The organism is Burkholderia savannae, assembly GCF_001524445.2.
Classification (GTDB): Bacteria; Pseudomonadota; Gammaproteobacteria; order Burkholderiales; family Burkholderiaceae; genus Burkholderia; species Burkholderia savannae.
Map to the genome: position 1 here is coordinate 2,375,082 of NZ_CP013417.1, position 19,322 is coordinate 2,394,403.

Sequence of the window (19,322 nt, forward strand, 5' to 3'; positions counted from 1 at the left end):
CGAGAACTGACCGATGCTGCCGTGAATGATACCGCGCGGGCAGTCAACGCACAGGACGCGCCGAATCTTCATCAAATTTTGGCCCGGCAGTCTAAGCGAAGCGCGAGCCGGAAGGTAGGATCTCGCCACAATGAGAATGCATCAGACATGTATCCAATCTTAACCACGTGGTTAAGGCGAGATTGTAAGCAGTTGAATAACCGAAGAATTCTGGCCCGCCCTACACGATTCGAACGTGTGACCTACGGCTTAGAAGGCCGTTGCTCGTGTGTCGCCGCGCCTTGCTGGGCGCGGCTTGTATCCAACTGAGCAGCTTTCAGTCACACTCCAGTCACACCGACGACCTCTCCCGAGGCCGTATGGCGACCGTAAGCAAGCGCGACAATGGATGGATGTGCCAAGTCCGAAAGAAGGGCTTTCCCGCACGCTCAAAGAAGTTCGACACGAAAACAGAAGCCCTCGAATGGGGCCGCATTGTCGAAGCCGAAATGGACCGAGGGCTGTTCGTCAGCACGGACGAAGCCGACCGCACCACCGTCGCCGACCTGCTCGACCGCTACACCCGAGACGTGTCTCCGACCAAGCGCAGCGGCGGCAGCGACAAGGGGCGTGCGGAGAAGCTCAAGAAGCAACTCGGCGCGTACAAGCTGACCGCCCTCACCTCATCCCATCTCGTCGGCTACCGTGACGCCCGACTCAAGGACGTATCCCCGCAAACGGTCATCCACGAGCTAAACCTGCTGAACCGGGCGCTTACGCTGGCAACCCGAGAATGGGGCATCGTCCTGCCTTCCGGCATCCCGAAGGTCATCAAGCCACGGAAGCCGCAAGGCCGTGATCGGCGGCTCCACCCTGACGAGATTCAAGCCATCATCGACGCGACGGAATCACCCGACCTGCGGGACTTCATCCGGCTCGCCGTAGCAACCGGCATGCGTCGCGGCGAACTGGCGACCCTCCGCTGGGAGAACATCGATCTGGAACGCCGCACCGCGCACCTGCCGCTGACGAAGACTGACACGCCTCGTACCGTGCCGCTGTCCAGCGTCGCTACAGCCGTTCTACAGGCCCGCAAGGACACCGGGTACACCGTACCCTTCGCCGTCACTGCGAACGCCCTTACGCGGGCTTTCTGCCGTGCCGTGCAGCGAGCGCGGGGTCTGTACGAGTCCACATGCCGCGTGCTGGAGCGCCCCGTCGATCCTCAATGGCTCGTCGGCATCCGACTGCACGATCTGCGCCACGAGGCGACGAGTCGCTTCTTCGAGCTGGGATTGCAGACGGTCGAGGTCGCCAGCATCACCGGGCACAAGACGCTCGCAATGCTGAAACGGTACACGCACCTGAAAGCAGAAGACCTCGCGAAGAAACTAGGTTGACAGCCGACACCACTTCGGAGACACTAAAAGGCAGCACGACAATCAACGAGAGTAACATGGGTACGCTACAGGAACGCCCGAACGGGCATTGGACGGGCAAGGTTCGCAAAGCCGGATACCCCGCACAGTCCGCCACATTCCCGACTCGCAAAGAGGCCGAGAAGTGGATCATCGATACTGAGGCAGCAATCAACGCTGGACGCTTCCAAAATCTAGACGGCTCAGCCCTCCTCCGCGATGTTATTGATCGCTACCTTCGGGACGTTACGCCAAGCAAGAAGGGGGAATCCTCAGAGACGTGGCGGCTCAAGGCCATCCAGCGGGACGAGATCGGCTCGTACTCGGTCGGCAAGCTCACACCCGCCGTCGTGGCGAACTGGCGCGACCGCAGGCTGGCCGGTACTGACGGCAGGCCCGTGTCGGGGTCTACGGTCAACCGGGAGATGAACCTTCTGCATCACGTACTGGAGACAGCCCGTAAAGAGTGGGGACTTGGCGCTCCGGTCAATCCCGTATCTGAAGTCCGCCGTCCCAAGAACAGCCCAGCGCGTGAGCGCCGCCTCACCGACGACGAGAAAGTCGCCTTGCTCGCTGCCTGTCGGCAGACGCACTCGCGTTCTGGTCGGCAGAGCTACCTCGCCGATGTTGTTGAGCTGGCTCTGGAGACAGGTATGAGACAGGGCGAAATCATCAAGCTGGAGATCGAACAAGTACATCTAGATGGTCGATTCGTCGGCCTGCGCGCTGGCGGCACAAAGACCGAGGAGGCCCGCACCGTCCCGCTAAGCACTCGCGCTGCGGAGATATTGAAGTCCGTGATAGGCGACCGCACAACGGGCCGCGTATGGGTTGGCCTGACGAGTGATGCCGTGAAGCGTGCGTTCATCCGTGCTCGCGACCGGGCTGGAATCAAAGACTTGACGTTCCATGACTCGCGGCACGACGCCACTACCCGTTTTGTGGAGCTGGGTCTGACCGACACCGAGGTGATGTCGATCACGGGCCACAAGACTCAATCCATGATGCGCAAGTACACGCACCTGCGTGCAAAGGACTTGGCGAAGAAGCTGGGATGACTACTTGAAGAAGGCGCGCAGCGCATCGAGCTGCGCGTTGCAGAAGTCCAGCGCCGTCTGGTAGTCATGGACGGACTGGACGAGCCCACCGAGGGTATGGTCGGTCGGCGGCGTAGGCTCAGCGCACGGCTGAAGCAGTGTCGCCGGTGGACGCAGCGGGACGGTTGCCGTACAGGCTGTCCCACACAGCGTCAGGAACAGCAGTGCTGCTCCAGTCAGGGTTCGCTTGGAGTGCATTGGATACCTTCGTCTGGTTGGTGGAAGCTCTCGCGACAGTCTGTTGAGCGGCGTGTGTGTACGCGTCTATGGCAGCCTTGTTCGCCGCGAGGCTGGCCGTCAGGGAGGCAACCTGCTGCTGGGCAGCGTTCGCCCGCTGGTGTTCCGTGTAGGCCGTGAAGCCGAGCCCGCCCACGAGGAGCAGGCCCAGCAGTACGGCGATGATCCGGTCGGTCATTGGGTGCATACCTCGTATTCCTTCTGACGGCGCAGCACCAGTCCGCGCAGCTTCACGCCTTTGGCGTAGACCCACTTCTTCAGCTCCTCGCAGGCACCGCGATGGTCGCCCGCGTTGAACTTCTTGCGGAGGGTCGATCTGGCGAAATTGCCGCGCCCGACGTTGAACACGAAGTCGGTGTACGCGGCCAGCTCGTTCGCGTTGATCGGGCCTGTGGTCAGGTCCAGCACAGCACCCATCGCCTCGGCGGAATCCGCGTTCAGGAGTTGGGTGCATTGGGCTGGCGAGTACACCCGCCCTACCCGCACGTCAGCTCCGGTGTGACCGGTACACGCCGTGGGGATGCCAACCGGGTCGAGGTAGACGGTGGTGCGAGTGCCCTCGTAGGTGAGTGTGAGCGGGACGCTAATTGCAAGCGCTGCCGCGATCACGGCAGCGCTAACGCGTGCCATTAGGCGAGCTTCACCGTCTTGAGCTTGTCGCCGGTAGCAGCATGTGCGGCGTTCGCAGCAACGATGAAGAAGTCGCGCAGCGTCGCTGCGGATGCCACGCCCCCCGCGCCGCGCGCAGCAGCTTCTTCGATGCGGGTGACAGCCTGCGACGTGTCCCAGCGCAAGTCGTCGCCTTGGGCGTACGCCTCGCGGATGTTCGGCAGATCGGTTACAAGCATGAGTTACCTCCGGTATTTGTTGAAAGCTGAGCCGCCGCTTCGGCGTCCAGTGGGATTGGTTCGGTAGTCCACGCGCGACAGTGGGTTCTTGATCCAGTCGTTGAACTCCTGCTCACGCAGGCGCTCGATTGCGCGTTCCTGATTGACGCCCATCTGCTCGACCCAATACCGGCAAGCGCCCGCGAGGGCGTCCAGTCGGTCGTCGTGCTGGAGAGCGTTCTTGTCGCGCGTGATGTGCGCGATCTGGTGAAGCAGGGAGTAGCTCGGACGCTTCTCCACCGGGTAGCGCTGGAGGGACTTCTCCTCGTCACGCGGGATGTCATCGTTGAAAACGAGCGAGCCGCGCGCGATGATCGGTTCGAGCACGTCGATGATCCGCAGCTCCTTCTGCCCGGATTCCCACGTCTCCTCAATGGCGCAGCCGTCGCCCACCGTCTGCGGGTATTCGGCGCGGAGGATCGGGAGCCATGAGTGCAAGTACGCACCGTTGCCGAAGTTCTTCTCGACGAGGATTCGGTTCACCTTCCACTTCCGGGCAATGCCCGCGAGGAACTTGAAGCCCTCCGGGTCGAAGCCGCCCTTGATGCCGCCGACTTCCGCCACGAATAACGTGCCGTTCAGGAAGCCGACGACGGCGTAGCCCGTCTCGTCGCCGTTCTTGCCACCGCCTGCCGGGTCCACGTACATGACGATGCCTTGCAGTGGCGCACGGTCGCGCTCGACGCTGGACGGGATACCCATCGTGTACGTCGTGCCGTTGACTTGGTACTTGATCGTCTCGTGCGCAAGCAGTCCCGGCGTGATGCCGAGAGGAAACAGCTCCGCGAAGCGCATCGTCATGATCTTGGCGAGGCGCAGCGGGAAGCGCTCCGAGTCCGCCAGCTTCGTGTTCAGCATGTGCTGGAGCTGGAAGTACGCCGGGCCTTGGTCATGCTCCTTCTTCGCGAGGAAGCTCTCGACGCCTGCTGGCAGCTCCGGGTCTACGGGCTGGCCTTGGTCGCCGAGCATCCCGCCTCCGGTCTGGAGTGACGGGTCCGCAAGGATGCGGCGCATGATGAACGGCGCGAGCATGTCGCCGTAGTTCTCCATCTGAGCCGCAGTCGGGTAACGCCCCGGCCAGATGCGGACGGTGTAGCCCCGGCCCGGCAGCGTGTTGTAGATGGAGTTGATCGACTGCGGTGTACCGAGGTAGACGATTCGCCCCGTCGAGCAGATGGATGGGAAGTCCCGTGTCAGTTGAAGCAACGCCTGACGTTGGTGCTCCGTCAGGGAGTTCTTCGCACTCTCAATGTCGTCCGCGATAAGCAGGTCGGCACGCTTACCTTGCAGGTTGCCGGTGACGCCGACGCACGCCACCGATGGCGACTTGTCCAGACCCTTGAGGGTGTGATGCACGTCGAATGCCTCGACCGAGGTTCGGTCGCCCGCGTTGCGGTCGGGGCGGAGACATTCAAGGATGTCCATCGTCATGATGACGCGGACGATGAGGGTTGAGATTTCGTTCGCCTGAGTGCCGCCAGCCGAGATAATCAGCACGCGGAACTTCGGGTCGTGGATGAGGCACCAGACTGCGAACAGTGCGCAGATGGTGGTCTTCGCTTGACCGCGTTGAGCCTGCACCATGAGGTAGTGCGGGCCGTACTCAAGGAACTCAGCGATGTCAGCCTGCACCTCCGAGAGCGAGAAGCCGAGTTCAATCATCCCGTCTTCACAGAACGGGACGAAGTGAGGGTAGGCTTCTTGTAGGAGGGTGAGCTGCTCGATGCGCTGGATCGCGAGTTCTACTGACTCACGAGCCATTCAGCGCGATGGCTTGCTCGACGGCGGCGGCTGCCTCGTCGTCGGTTACTTCGGTCTGCGGAACCAGCGGAACCACATTGCGCTGCTTTCGCCGCGCCTGCATCTCCTGAATCTTCTTCTGCATCTCGGACAGGACCGTGTTGTCTTCCACAACTGCCGTGATGTTGTTGTCCTTCAGGAACTTCGTTGCCGCGCCGAGGATGGCGGCGTTGCAGAGGTCGGCGTCTTGAACGAGCGTCTTGAACGTCTCGGCTACGAGCGCATGCAGTTCCGCCAGCGATTCGCTGCTGGCGGTCTTGCTCACTTCTTCTCCTTCCCGGTCAGGGTTCGGTACACCTTCGGTGCGATTACGATGAATTGCAGCACGAGGTAGACGCCCGTGCCGTACATGATCCAGTCCGAGAGCGGGTGCCCTAGGATAAGGGAGCCGCTCGTGTAGACCGGAGGTGCAGCCTGAACTACTGCCGATGCTACTTCGCGGCTGTTCATTTGTTCTCCTTAGATAGTTGGTTCCTCCGGCCAGTCGATGCTCATCGGATAGCCAGACTGCGCGGTGATATCTCGCAATGCTTGGCGGTACTTCCGGAATGGTGTTGGGTCCATTCCGGCATCCGCTGCCCGCCCCACGGCGGCGTCCGCTGCTTTGAGCAAAGCCTCGCGTCTATTGCGCGCTGCTCGATCGGCCTTCATAGAATTGAAAGCTCGCTCGTACTGAGCCCACAGCGGTCCAATTTCAGAGGGGGCCGGGGGACGTAGGTCAGTTCGTCCCCATCTGAAGATCGCTGCGGGAGCACGCTGATTCCCATTTGCATCGACTGCATGGCCGATCCAGTAATCTTGGCCGTTCGCCGTGCCCGGATAGAGCTGCTGCACGCAGAATGTGAGTTGTTCGTTGGTAATCATCAGTACGTCCTGATAGTGACGCATCGAATAAACTGCTCGCCCATCCGCATGTAATCGGAACTTGCTGTCCGCAAGCCGATCATCACGTACGGATTAGGTGCCTGAAGGGTTGCACCTGCCGTGAGCGGCCCGAATTCAACCGCGCCAGAGTTGAACTGACATTCACGCGGAGCTGATCGGTTGTAGAGATCATTCAGCACATCGTTCGACCAGCCTCGGTTTTCGAACCACCAGTTTCCGTCCGGCGTCATGCGATGCGAGCCTCGCGAGAACATGTTGCCCCAATCATCCACGGCCCACGTTACTGCGCTGTAGGCGTTGTTGATGATTTCGACGCCGCCGCCTTGACGTGCTCGGATGTACGCCCATGTGTTGTCGTTGTACCCGGATCGCAGCCCCAAGTCTGCCTGCCAGTTCGAGGCAGTGAGGCGAAGCCTCCAACCAACATCCTCACCCTTCGTCAGCTTTCCATTTGGATCGAAGTTATCGGTATCCCAAGGCGTTGCGCCCCAGCCAGGCCGCGCGCTCAAAACCAGCGCGCCGTCTTCGCCGAAATACGAGTATTTGTATGCGCCGGGCGGTCCAGAGCGGAACACGATGTTTCTCTTACGGGGATCGTTGTAGATGCCCGGCGCAGAGCCGTCTCCCTCCAGCCCGAAATTCAGAATAACTTGCGGCACATAAAGCGCCCCGCTCATCTTGTCGCCGGACTTCTGTACCGCAGCATTCGCCGTGGCGACAGCCGCCGCAGCATCAGACTGAGCCTGCGTAGCCTTCGCGTCGATGCCGTTCGCCGTGCTAACTGCATTTGCCGCAGCCGTATCAGCGCTGCTTGCGCTGTTCACGGCCGACTTGGAGTTGTCGAGAGCACTTTGCGCCTTGGCGTCGATGCCGTTTGCAACTGACTGCGCGATGTTGGCCGTATTCACGGCCGACTTGGAATTATCAAGCGCCTGCTGAGCCTTCCCGTCGATGCCGTCTGCGACTGCTTTCGCCGCACCCGCAGTATTGACAGCGAACGTGGCATCTCCTCGGGCGGCATTCGATTGATCGACTGCGAATGCTGCATTTCCATCTGCATGCTTTGCGGTAGCGGTCGCTGCGTTTGCCGTGTTGAGTGCAGTTGCCGAATCGATGATCGCCTTGGACGAGCCATCATTCAGCAAGTCGAATCGGTCGGCCATTTCCGCCGCGACGAACACACCCTGCTCGGCCATTTCGTCGAGGTTCGGCTCGTTCAGGACGGAGCCGTTCTTGAAGCTCACCAGCGGCGTGCCGCGTGGCGTGTCCCGGTAGATGACGATGTACTGGCCCAATGCTACGGGCGCTCCCAGCGTGATCTGGCTAGGGCCGGTCCACATGCCCGACGTGATGACGAGCGGCGTAGTCCGGCCCGTGATCGGGTCGAACGTGTACGCCTTCACGTGATCCTTGCTGATGTACCCACCAGCGAAGTTGAAGCTGAATGTCTTGGTCGAGCCGTCGCCCGAAGCGACAAGCATCGAGTTGCGCAGGCCACCCTGACCCGACGCGTCCAGCCACGGGACGAGATAGTCCGCTGCCATGTTGGCCTCCTGTTGTTAGTGTCTTTAGAGGGGAACGAAATTGCGGAGGCCCACCCAGCGCCGCTGGGCGGGTTCCGACTTACTGATTCAGCTCGTTCGCAAGCGCGGAGCCGATGAGGGTGTTCGCGCCCGGAAGGACGCGCATTGCCGTGCGGGCATTCTTGACGTAGTTAACGGGTTTATCCGTCAGCGGATTCGTGCCGCCGTTCAGCACGCCGAGGGCAGCGCCGCCGACTGCACCTGCCGCCTTGGACATGGCCTGAAGCTGCCCGAGCGCCACGATGGGCGACCCACCCGCGTTCGTCTGTCCGCCCATAAGGACGTTCGCCGCATCGAGGCCGTCGCCCAGCATCCCGGACACGTTCGTCATGACTGCGATACCGCTCGCGAGATGGATACCGTGCATATGCTCACGGACGTACTTCTCCCGCTGGGCGTCCGTCATGCCTGCCGTCGAGGCCATCGTCTTAGCGTAGTACAGGGCAGCGCCCCATGCCGTACCCATGACGAAACCCGTCGCGGAGTTGCGGTCAGCGATGAACGCATTTCGCATGAGCTGCTTCTCCTGCGCAGTGATGCCGTACTTCTTGAACTGCCCGGCGTACTTCCCGACAATGCCCTCACTGAGCCAGCGCGGTGTCTCGCCAATGTAGGCACGCTGGAGCGCCTGCCCGGTAACGCGGTGGATGGCCCCAATCATGTCCTCGGCCGCACCCGGATGCGTGCGGTCCCACGCGTCCCACGAGAACAGCTCGCCATCCTTGCGGTTGGCGTCGTGAGTTGCGATGGCTTCCTTGATCCGGGCCACACGATCTGCCGTAAGGCCCGAGTCCACGAGACGGGCCGGGTTCAGATGCGTATGCCCCGTGCCGGTGATGACGCCATTCTCGATGGTCGAGCCGCTGATCGCTTTCGCGAGGTCTTCAGCCAGCAGGGGGACGAAGCCACGATGCAGAGCCTTGGCAACGTAGTGCGCGCCCGAGAGCTTGCCAACGATGTCCATGCCCTGATACCCGATCCGCCGCCACATAGCCGAGTCCTGAAGCGCCGAGCCCGTGTGATTGAGCGTAGCGCCCGCACGCGTCTCGCCGAAGTGCAGGCGGTGATCCAGCCCCATCGCTGACGACGCCACGCGGTTCAGTTGCTTCATCAGCGCGGTGTCCTTACCCATCCCGTTGAAGATGGATTTGAACATGCCGTTCACGCCCGACGACGCGATGATCGATGCAGCGTCCGCCAGAGCGTTGAAGCCCAGCTTACCCATCATGCTCATGTGGGCCGTCTGCGCGAGGAACTGCGCCACCACGTTGTCCTTGTTACCAAGGCGATCCGTGAGGCTCTTATGCAGGAAGTCCAGCGCGTTCATCTCCTCATGGTTTGCGCCACGGGATACGAGCGCGTCCTTCATCGCAGTCCAGTGCGCGTCGTCCTTCAGGCCGCGCTTCGCCAGAGCAATCCGACCTGCGAACTCGCTGGACTGGCCTTCAGTCATCCGCCCGATGTCCGTGTCGATGTAATCGAGCAGACGCACGCCGTCCGGCTGGCGGGCCAGCAGGTCGAACTCCGTGCGAGTACGATCCGAGATGACATCGACGAGTGCCTTCTTGAACTCGTCGGCCATCACCCCCGTGACCTTCTTACCCTTGTAGTCCGCCTTGAGCATGTCCGCCGCGACCGCACCGAAGTGGTCGTCCGAGCCCGCAATACGTGCTTCCGGGTCACGAATGATCTGCGTCAGGTAACGATCCGTGAGGTTGGCTGCCTGCTCGCGGACCTTCCGGTGCAGTTCCATCGTCGCGTCCTGCGTAGCCGGGCCTGCCTTGTTCAACTTGTCGAGCGCAGGTTCGATCACCTTCGCCATGTACTGCTGGCGTAGCATGCCCTTGAACGAGTTCCACTCGCCCGCTCGCGCCGGATCGTTGTACATCGACTGAAGCTCACGCCAGTCCCACGCGTATGGCAAGTAGCCCTGCCAGCCGCGCTTGCCGATAGCCGTGGACTTCGCCTCTCCGTACTTCGCCCCCATTTCCGTCATGTCCTTCCACATGCCGTCGATGACAGCCGCCATCTGCTTCACGAGCGGATGAGCCTGCGAGACGTACTCCTCGCCGGACAGGCGCGCGTTGCGGTTTGCCAGTCGCTCCTCCTGCACCAGTCGCGAGATGCGCTTCTCGGCGTCGCCCGCGAAGATGCCCTGCGACCACCGCACACGCTCCTCGTTCGTCATCAGCTCGGGCAAGATACGGTGCCATACCTCGGCAACCGGCTTGCGCCAGTTCGACGCGAGGATCACCTTGTCAATGGCTGCGGACGTGGAGTGCTGGCGGTTCACACCGGTCGGGTCTTCGGCCAGCATGGACGCGATGTGGCGTACGTCTTTGTTCGCCGAGCGGCCCAGCGTCATGCCAACCGAGTCCAGCATGGCGACGGCCTTGCCGACCGCGCCCATCTTCTTGCCCCGGATCGAGTCGTACCACGTCGAGGCATTACGGCGGAGCTTCTCCGTCTCCTTCGGCAGCACCTCCTTCCAGTTCTCCAGTTGGTCTGCCATCTTCTGCGCGAGCACGCCGAGCGGAACATCTTCGCGGGCAACGCCCGGAGCCGTGAGAACCGAGCGACCGGTGGGGCGGGCGTATGGAAGGTCCGCGCGGAGCGGCGTGCTCACGAGGTGATCGGACAAGCCGAGCGCTTTCGTCAGCATGTTCACCTCACCCGGCTTCAGGCCCAGCAGCGCGCGCACTGCGTCTACGGTCTTCGACAGGATGTTCCCGTTCTTGACCTTTAGCGACTTCAGGTGGTCGATGAATGCGGACTGGCCGCTGTACAGACCGGCAACGAACTCGTCCACGTTCTTCAGGTAGTAGCGCGTGTTGGCGTCCGTGCCCTTGTACTCGCGCAGAGCGCGCTGGCGCAGCTTGTCGAGCTGGCTTACGAGCTGGCCGTGTGCGGACTGCGGCATGCGCTTGCCGTATGCGACCTTCTGCGCCGTGACGCTATGGGCGATCTCATGCAGCATCATCTCGTCACGGTTCAACCCGCCTCGCGGCGACTGGCCTACAGCACGCTTCGCAGCGTGTACCGGATGATCGATCGCGTCGTGCGCCCACGTATGAATCTCGTGGGTCGCCGGGTTGTAATGGCTCCGGGCATTGCCGCCCTTCTGTGCGCTACCGGGATGCTCAAAGATCGCTGCCGCGCTGCGGCCTTCCTGCGTCTCCATGAGGCGACGGGCCAGCGCCCGAACCATCGGGTCTTGTGCGTCCGTCGCCAGTCGCATCAGTTCGGTGTGAGAGTCTGTGCTTGCGCCGCGAGCCCGCTCGGAATTGCTGAGCATCTCGTCCCTCACATTACCCATTCGGACGGCTTCGGCGTTCGCCCATTCGTCATTGATCCGGTCTTCGGCACCACTCACCACATCGCGCTCCGTAGCGTCGTTGGTGGCTGCGTCTTCACGCGACTGGCGCTCCTCCGGCTCCAGCTTTTCAGCATCCTTGGCGCGGGCTTCCGCCTCTGCCTTTTCAGCCTGCTCAGCCTTGAACTCCTCCACCGCGTCTGCGATCTTCGAATCGCCTGACCCGTGATCGCCTGCGCGAGTCTCCGTCTCGGTTACGATCTTGTTGCCTGCCAGTGGATCGCTAGCATGAATGCCTGCGTTCGAGTCTTCTGAGCGAGTCTCACCAGCCGCCCGGCCTATGATGTCGTCGATGCGCTCGTTCTGACCTGCGATGTGGGCGTCGAGTGCGTGACCATCCAGCTTTGCCCCGACCTCCGGCTCGACCTTCGCTCGGACCTCGCCCATGAGCCCAGCAGCATGCCCGACCCCGCCGAGCATTGCACCCAGCACGCCCTGCCTGAACAGCTCGGGCCAGTTATCACTGCCGTTGTCCATCCGTGTGATGGCGTGCGCAGCGAGCATGTTGCCCGCCGCGCCCTCCGCCATCGAACTAACGACGCCGGTTACGCCCTCTGCCGCGCGAACCGCGAATGCCGCACGCGCCGCGTTCGCAATTGATCCTGCGCCAAGCGTAGCGACCAGCATGACCGGATCGCCTGCACCTGCGAGAAGCTGACCGGCCGTGGAAGTCCAGCCGCTCTGCGCGGCTCGGCGCTGGAAGTCTGCCTGTTGCTGCGCCATGCCGAGACGGCGCTCGTAGTCGGCCTGCGAGAACGCACCGCCCACGTAATCGCGGAGGTGGTTGTCAGCCCAAATCTCGGGCGCTTCCGTCGCCACGTAGTGTTTCTGAGCATCGCTCATTCTCCAATTCGGATCAGGCGCGCCTGCTTGAAAAGCATCTTGCAGGCGGCCCGCAAGTGTATCCCAATGTGCCGCTTGGACGAACGACTCCGCGAAGCCCGCCTTCTCACTCAACGATCGGATACCTGCCGCCGACTCAGCGTACGCCGTGTCTTCGAGGCCCATGCTGTCCAACGAGCTGCGCAGCGGCGTGCTATCGAACGCGGCATCGTCCATGAGTGCGTCTGCCACCGGCTGCGCGTTCTGGCGCATCTTCCGCGCCTTCATCATCGGCGTCTGCGTAGGGTCGATACCCTGCCCCTTACCCATGCCCGGTGCAACGAATGGAACGCCCGAGGTCGTAACACCATCCTCGCCGGTGATCGCCGACACGTACGCGTTCGTCTCGTCGTTGTTCCACTTCGCCGGGTTCCAACCCGAGTTGTACGCCCGCAGCGCATCGCCGTAGTTGCCGAAACGTTGCATGTTCTGCGTCATGACGAAGCGCTGGATTTGCAGCGAGTCATCGAAGTTCGACGGGTCCAGACGACGACCCAGCGCTTCCTCAACCTTCGTCAGCGTCTTCGGCATGACCTGTGCGTAGCCGAGCGCCCCCGTCGGAGACACGGCGTTCGGATCGTTGCGCGATTCCTGCCAAATCTGCGCTGCACTCGCGCCTTGCGGTGCTCCGATTGCGCGGTCGTTCGCTGCGAGTTTATCCAACTGGTCCTGCGTGAAGTTCATATGTTCTCCTAAAAGGTGGAACGCGTATGAGGCAGCAGCCTCGTTGGAAGCCGCTGCCGCTACGCGCTTAGTAGCCCCAGCCCCAAGCGTTTTTGCTTGAGAGCCCGAGGTCGGGGTCGTGGTGTTCCGGCTTGTTCCCGTAGGTGTCGAGGATGCGGCGACCCACGGTGTCCGCCGTGATGTTGATGTGCTTGAGTGCGCCGTTCGGACCGGTCATGAACAGAGTCATGTAGCCGTTGCCGAGGTTCTCGCCTGATGTGACCTTCCAGTCCTTCGCCACACCGCCTGCCTTCTCGATCTCCTGATCGATGGCGTACTGGACGGCGTTCTGGTACACCGCAGTCGTCTGTTCGCCCATGCCCGGATACTTCACGTTCACCGAGCCCGCGAATGATGTCTGCCCGAGCGCGGCGTTGTGCAGGATGAATGCACCCGGCACGAAGTCCGAATTCTTCATCACCTGCCCGAGCGCCATCTGCGAGGCTTGGTCGTCCGTCATGTGGTACGCGGCCTTGTATTGCGCGATGATCGGCGCAACATGAACGGCGAGCTGCTGCTTGTTGCCGTCCGTCAGGTTGTACGGTGTCAGCGCCTCGTTGCCGCCCCACGGCATGAGCTTCTTGAACCAGCCGGGATCGGCCTTGCTCACCGTGTCCTGTGCCAGCTTCACGTCCTGTGGGGAGGCCGTCACACCCTGCGCCCGCGCAATCAGTTCGCGCTGCTGCTTGAGCTGTTCCGGGTCCATGATGTTCGCCCCGCTGTTGAGGAGCTGGATCACCTTGGGGGCATCCGATCCGACGTACGACTGGACAGCCTCAGCGCCGCCCGGTCCTTGCAGAAGGTTCGACGCATACAGCAACGCTGTTTGCATGTCGTCCGTTGCGGGTCCGTTGCCCGACACGAGCGCCGGAAGTTGCTGGGACATCACCTGTTTCAGTGCCGGGGACTGATAGCTGGAGTAGTGGGCCGCAGCGCTCAACTTGTCCCACATATTCTTCTGAGCGTCCGCTTGCTGCGCGTACTGCGGGCTCGTCGCCTTCGAGAACAGCGTGTCCGCCGCCTGTTCGCGAGAGCCCGCTGGGAATGGCAGGTTCTCGTATTTGGCGAACGAGTTGTTGTTCATCGCATCGGCCGCGAGCCCCACTGCCTGATCGTAGTTGAGCTGTTGAAGTTGGAGCTTCTGCAACTGCGCGAGCTTCTTCGAGTTGCCTTGATCGAGGAGCTTGTGCATCTGCGCCCGCTGGGCGTTGTTGTACACCGCCGTAGCGTCGCCATTAAGCTGTCGGTTCGAGTCCTCCATCGTGTCCATCACTGCGTCGAGCTTGGCATGCCCTTCCGGCGACGAGTCGAAACCCGTCGCGCCCGACATCAGGCTCCATTGGAGGTCAGCCCGCGAGGTGAACAGGTTCCGCGCGGCTGGGTTCTTCAGCGCCCACTCCTGCTCCAGACGCGGCACCTGTACCTCAAGGTTGTCCTTCATCTGCGTCGGCATCTCCTGCCACGCAGGCATGTCCTTGATCGCCCGCACCGCCTGCCAATTCCCATTCTGCGCGTTGCTCAGCACAGTATCTCGCAGGCCACGCTGATACGCCTCAGTCGTCATGTTCTCGGGCTTCACGAGAAGGTTCGTGTAGTCCGCATGCGCCTGCGCCACGACATCCGGCGTCAGGTTGTTGTTCGCCTTCAGGGTTTCCTGAAGCGCCTGCCCGCCCGATGCGCCGAGGTTCGTGAAGCCGTTGTACGCTTGCTCTTGCGTGAATTGCATGTACTGGCCCATGTGCGCGCTGAGCATCTTCGGGAGCTGCTCGGCCAGCCCCTGCTGCACCATCGCATCGAAGTACGGATCGCCCGAGGGCTGCACCTCGCCCATCTTGCTGACGATGTACTGCCGCACCTGATCCGGCGATTTCTCACGGAGCTGGGGCATCGCCTGCATGAACTGCGACTGCGCGTCCTGCATAGCAGCCGCCATGTTGAACGCCTGTGCGCCCTGCGTCGTGGCGTCCGGGCCGAACAGCTTCGTGTACCACGGCTGATCGTTCTCGATCTCGATGAGGCTCTTGCCCTGAGCTGCTTGGGCCATGCCCTCCGCGTATTGGAGCTTCTTCTGCCTTTCGATGTACGGCTGGAGCATCCCTCCCGCCAGCTTGTTGAGCGTGTCGATGTTCTGCATGCCACGCCGCGCGACGGTGTCTGCGAACTGCATCGCGTTGCCGCCTGCTACAACGCTTCCGCTGGACTGGCCCGCGCCGGACGGGCCACCCGAGAAGCTAGTGGAACCTCCGCCGCCGAACGTGCTCTGTTGCGTGACTACGCCGCCGTCGCCGGACAGGCCGAAGTTCACATTAGCCATCTGCTCTCCTTAGTCGAGTGTGAAGTTGAAGGAATTGTTGCTGCTTGATCCGCCGCCGCCGAGCGTGAAGCCGAAGTCGTTCCGGCCACTGTACGAGCTGCTGCTGCCGAATGCCGACCCACCATTCCCCGCGCCCCACGAGTCAGCGAAGCTGCTCACGCCTTGTAGGATCGACTGCGACGAGAAACCCGGAGTCTGCCCCACCCCACCGTTGCCGCCGACAGAGCCACCGCCCATGTTGCGGAACATCGAGAAAGCGCCACCACCGACTGCACCCATCGCTGCACCCATCCCTGCCGTGATGTCGGGCATCTTCTCGGGCGCGATGAATGTTTGCGGAATGTCCTTCTGGTAGTTCATACCCGCGACGGTCTGCCCGTAGTCCTGCGAGGTGATGAGGTTCGAGCGCAGCCCCGCCGCCGCCATCACCTGATCGAAGGACATCTGCGCTCCCTTCGTGGCTTGCATCGTCGTGAGACGTGAGGTTGTGGTCTGCATAGTCGCGCGCATGATGTCTGCGGACGTGCCACCCGTACCCCGCGATGCAGCCTCGACGCGCATTGCGCCGAGCGCCCCAGCGGCCGCGATCTGCTGCTCCACGCTGCCGCGTGTCATCGCCTCCTGAGCCCGTGCCATGTTCACGGCCTGTGCGTTCGTCTGCGAGCCGATAGCGATGGCGCGGTTCTGGTTGCCAATCGAGCGCTGGGTGTTCGACAGCGCCGCCTGCGCCGCGAGAAATGCGTTCCCCGCGTCGCGTATCATGTTGTTGTTGTCCGCTGAGTCCTTCGACAGCATATTCGCTGCCTCAGTCTTCGCGGAGTCCAACCTGTACTGCGCGTCGTTCTGCGCGTTCTGAAGGCGGGCCTGCATCATGCCAACACCCGCGCCCACGATCATGTTAAGGAAGGAACACATTAGACTCTCCTACCTGAAGTGAAGAATTGACCCACCCATTCAATCGCGGAGATAGTCATGGGTAGGCCCACCTTTGCGATGAACTTGATCTTGTGCTCGATGTTCGATCGCCCCACCGGAACCGGGAAGTTCGTAGTGCTGATTGGCACGCGCCCGACGAGGTTATTCGAATGACCAACCTGACGCCCCGCGTAGCTGACGAGGTGCCGCTCGGCCCCGGTCTTGTCGATCATGTTCACGATGCAACCAGAGCTGTTCGTGAAGCTGGCCGTGTACTTATTGATGACGAGCCGCCCGTTCACGATTGCCTTGTCGTTTGAGTCACGCACGTACGGCGGAGTCGGTACAACGTAGCTCGGGTAGTCGAAGCCTCCCCAATAGTCCGCAGCCGGAATCGCCGGATACTGCGACGTAAAGCTCGTCCAGCTCGTCAGCTTTCCGTTCAGCAGGAACTCATCATGGGCCGCTCCGATGGCGGCGTACGCGTCGTTCCACATACCCGGCGTGTTCAGCTTAGAGAGGATCGGCCCGCCCTGATTCATCGGGCGCATGCTGTCGAGATACGGGCGCGTTCGATCCGCTGTGTCAAGACTGAACTCGTTGCACATGACGATGGCATTCGATGCCTGCCCGGCCCTCGCGTCGAGCGCAATGGTAAACGACAGGAGCTTCTGCTGGTACGAGCTGACGCCCGCCACTATGCCGAGCGCATCGCTGAACTCCCAGCGGCTCCACGAGTCGAACTCGCGCTGCTGCGTACCCGGAGCATCGAGGTACGTGTACACGTAGAACCCGTTGTCATAGCCGTCCGCCCGCACCAGTAGCGCAGGCGGTGCGCTCACCGTAGCCATCTCAGTCGGACGGCCCTTGATGTAACGCGAGAGCTGCTTGCTGATCTGGAATGTCTCCGGGATATCCTGAAACAGCCCGAGCTGGAACTGGTTGATGATGCCGCTGTACGGCACATCCCCGTTCGACGCAACCTGTGAGCCGTAGAAGACAATGTTCCCATGCACCACTGGCTGACAGAGGATCGCGTCTCGCTCGGCCGCTACCGGCGAGATGGTAATGTTCGCAGGCGACGCCGCTACGTTGCCGGGGATCGTGTACTGGTTGCGCAGGCCGAACAGAAACAGGTTCTTGTTGTACGTCACGCATCGCGTAATCACGTCGTCCGCCGCGCCGAGCGCGTATGCTTGGATCGGGTCGTCGTCATGCACAGACAGCATCGTCTTACGGAAGAAGTTGAAGTAGTCGCCCGTACGCGACATGAACACCGTACCGTCCGAGACGATCACGAGCCGGTCCTGAAACATCGCCAGCAGACTAATGCGCTTGCCGAAGAAGTACGGGATCGCGCCCGTCTGGTCTTTGTCCCCGCACACTGAGCCCGCGAACTTCGGCACTTGGAAGTCCGTCGAATACGCGTTGAGTTGCGCCGGTCCAGAACCGATGGCGAACGTATTGCCGTCCTTCGTGATGCCCCCGACAGCGAACACCTGCCCCGGCTGTACTACCTGCGCCGGACCTTCGACCCACTTGCCAGTGCCATACCCCTCGCCGGTGTCCGTCTTGAACACCATGTAATATGGATCGACCTGCGTGTTCGACTTGATCTGGATAGGCTTGTCGTTCCAGTGGATGCTGCTCAGCTTGCCAACGTCATCGAGCGTGTTGAACACTGCGCGGAACGTAGTTCCATCACCCCCGTCGTCGCACGACATGAAGCTGATGTTGTCGAGGATGACGGTGCCACCGCGTCGGTCGCAGTTCGTGAAGCCTTGCGATTGCAGCGCCGCGCGGAGTTTCTCCGCGATGTTCTGCGGTTGGATGCTGGCTTGCGCGTCGCCGATCCACTGGTTCACCTTCGAGTTGTAGTCGTTCACGCGGTCATTGATCTGCTTCTGGTAGTCCGGGGCGGACGACGGAATGTCCGATGTGTTCAGCAAGTACGGATAGCTTGATGCCATCGTCGTGTATGCAGCCGCGAACTGCACGCCGTCCGACCGGCGCGTGATCTTCAGCGTGTACGTTCGGCTGTACGCGCCACCGCGCACCCAAGCGACGCCGTGCATGTTATGACCTGCAAAGCGGTCGTCGAGGCTGTAGCCGGGGCCGAGCTTGTTCGCCGCGATGGCGATGTAGTCGCCCACAGTACAAAGCGCTGAAACGCCGCCCGTCACCCACGGGGCCATGCCGTCGGGGTCCGCTAGTACCACGCTCAGGAAGCGCGAGTCTGTCTTGCAGTAGCAGAGGAACGCCGGGAGCGCAGCAGGGCTCGCCGCAACGTCGCTCCGGTACAGCAGCGCATACTCCTTGCTGTTGTGGAAGAACGTGAATGTGCGGTACATCCTGATGTCGGCCTTGAGGCTATCCAGCGACGAAGCCGCCGTGAGCACCTTGTAGTCCGTTAGGAGCGAACCGGGACGGCGGGCGCAGCCCACCACCGGGTCCGAAATCATGTTCACCTGCTCCCACATCTGGCCCGGATGTCGATCCTGCGGAACCTGCTCGCTGACGCCTCGCGTGACGCTCGCGTATGAGCCGACAACCTTAGCCATTACCAGCCCCTCCGTCCGATCCGCATGCCGCGAGACATCGGGCGCATGAGCCGGAGCTTCTCCTGCATCGACACCGAGTCGAAGAAGTTCACCCGCGACTGCCGCGTGTGCTCGGCCTTGAGCAGCCGATGGGCCAACGTGTATTCGCCACCGATCTTGCTGTACTTGTTATCGTCGCCATCGAACGACGCTTGGAAGTCCAGCCGGGCACGCGCCGAGATGGCGTGCTGGGCCATAGTTGGAATGTCCTCGAAGGGAACCTCGCGTATGACCGCCGCCTGAATCGGGCCTGCGCCGAACACAGGGCGCATGTCATACGAGGAGTGCATCTGGTCGTACAGCCGCGTGCCCCGTGCGATGACAGCCGCCCGTGCAGTTTCAACGGAGAGGGCGTCGGCGGGCGAGTACGCGAAGCCCGTGCCCGGATCAATGGTGATGTTCTGGTAGTCCGTGTTGAACCACCATCCTTCGCTCTGCACGACGGCAGAGGAATTACGCAGCGCCGTTAGAGCAGCCTGCACGTACGGATGATCGTCGTCAATGGCTACGAGGGGACTCTCGCCCATCGTTGCGAGACATGCGTTGACGACATCAAGTTGAGAAAGTCGCATCGTAGCTCCTAACGAAAAAGCCCCGACTCCTTGTGAGAGCCGGGGCTGAGGTGTCGG

At 61.9% G+C, this 19,322-nt stretch carries 16 protein-coding genes; 2 read left to right on the forward strand and 14 right to left on the reverse strand.

The genetic code is table 11. From position 1 onward, the window contains the following. Positions 1-359: 359 nt before the first annotated feature. Positions 360-1,379: a site-specific integrase gene (locus tag WS78_RS11535; RefSeq protein WP_059580616.1), complete on the forward strand. Its 1,020-nt coding sequence runs from the start codon at positions 360-362 to the stop codon at positions 1,377-1,379. 56 nt (positions 1,380-1,435) lie between these two features. Then, a complete protein-coding gene (locus WS78_RS11540; RefSeq protein ID WP_059580584.1) occupies positions 1,436-2,455 on the forward strand; it encodes a tyrosine-type recombinase/integrase in 1,020 nt (339 codons plus the stop codon). Here the strand turns inward: WS78_RS11540 and lysC are convergent, their stop codons facing one another. The 14 genes from lysC to WS78_RS11605 all read right to left on the reverse strand — a co-directional run bounded on the left by lysC (position 2,456) and on the right by WS78_RS11605 (position 19,265). After that, positions 2,456-2,674, reverse strand: a complete 219-nt coding sequence (lysC, locus tag WS78_RS38505; RefSeq protein WP_422647614.1) for an Rz1-like lysis system protein LysC — start codon at positions 2,672-2,674, stop codon at positions 2,456-2,458. After that, complete coding sequence (locus WS78_RS11545) at positions 2,574-2,918, reverse strand: hypothetical protein (RefSeq protein ID WP_156437469.1); 345 nt, start codon at positions 2,916-2,918, stop codon at positions 2,574-2,576. Before WS78_RS11545 ends, lysC begins: the two co-directional genes overlap by 101 nt. Further along, on the reverse strand, positions 2,906-3,361 hold the full coding sequence (locus WS78_RS11550; RefSeq protein WP_059580577.1) for a lysozyme: 456 nt from the start codon (positions 3,359-3,361) through the stop codon (positions 2,906-2,908). Before WS78_RS11550 ends, WS78_RS11545 begins: the two co-directional genes overlap by 13 nt. Continuing rightward, a complete protein-coding gene (locus tag WS78_RS11555) occupies positions 3,361-3,579 on the reverse strand; it encodes a hypothetical protein (protein ID WP_006026405.1) in 219 nt (72 codons plus the stop codon). Before WS78_RS11555 ends, WS78_RS11550 begins: the two co-directional genes overlap by 1 nt. Positions 3,580-3,582: 3 nt before the next feature. After that, positions 3,583-5,379 (reverse strand): phage terminase large subunit, encoded by a 1,797-nt coding sequence (gene terL, locus WS78_RS11560; protein ID WP_059580574.1) that lies wholly within the window; start codon positions 5,377-5,379, stop codon positions 3,583-3,585. Next, positions 5,369-5,683, reverse strand: coding sequence for a hypothetical protein (locus WS78_RS11565; protein ID WP_059580570.1), 315 nt, complete (start codon positions 5,681-5,683; stop codon positions 5,369-5,371). Before WS78_RS11565 ends, terL begins: the two co-directional genes overlap by 11 nt. Then, positions 5,680-5,868, reverse strand: a complete 189-nt coding sequence (locus WS78_RS11570) for a hypothetical protein (RefSeq protein WP_043282551.1) — start codon at positions 5,866-5,868, stop codon at positions 5,680-5,682. Before WS78_RS11570 ends, WS78_RS11565 begins: the two co-directional genes overlap by 4 nt. Before the next feature lie 9 nt (positions 5,869-5,877). Then, a complete protein-coding gene (locus tag WS78_RS11575) occupies positions 5,878-6,282 on the reverse strand; it encodes an XkdW family protein (RefSeq protein ID WP_080595031.1) in 405 nt (134 codons plus the stop codon). Beyond that, entirely contained in the window at positions 6,282-7,847 is a 1,566-nt protein-coding gene (locus WS78_RS11580) for a phage tail fiber domain-containing protein (protein WP_059580568.1), read from the reverse strand. The genes WS78_RS11575 and WS78_RS11580 overlap by 1 nt, the downstream gene beginning before the upstream one ends. 79 nt (positions 7,848-7,926) lie before the next feature. Beyond that, a complete protein-coding gene (locus WS78_RS11585) occupies positions 7,927-12,825 on the reverse strand; it encodes a transglycosylase SLT domain-containing protein (RefSeq protein ID WP_059580565.1) in 4,899 nt (1,632 codons plus the stop codon). Positions 12,826-12,892: 67 nt separating this feature from the next. Beyond that, entirely contained in the window at positions 12,893-15,178 is a 2,286-nt protein-coding gene (locus tag WS78_RS11590) for a hypothetical protein (protein ID WP_059580559.1), read from the reverse strand. Between the two features lie 9 nt (positions 15,179-15,187). Next, on the reverse strand, positions 15,188-16,093 hold the full coding sequence (locus WS78_RS11595) for a hypothetical protein (RefSeq protein WP_059580556.1): 906 nt from the start codon (positions 16,091-16,093) through the stop codon (positions 15,188-15,190). Beyond that, positions 16,093-18,654 carry a phage nozzle protein gene (locus WS78_RS11600; protein WP_059580551.1) on the reverse strand — a complete coding sequence of 854 codons (2,562 nt, stop codon included), beginning with the start codon at positions 18,652-18,654 and terminating at the stop codon, positions 16,093-16,095. Before WS78_RS11600 ends, WS78_RS11595 begins: the two co-directional genes overlap by 1 nt. Then, entirely contained in the window at positions 18,654-19,265 is a 612-nt protein-coding gene (locus tag WS78_RS11605) for a phage tail protein (RefSeq protein WP_080595030.1), read from the reverse strand. Before WS78_RS11605 ends, WS78_RS11600 begins: the two co-directional genes overlap by 1 nt. Positions 19,266-19,322: the final 57 nt, after the last annotated feature.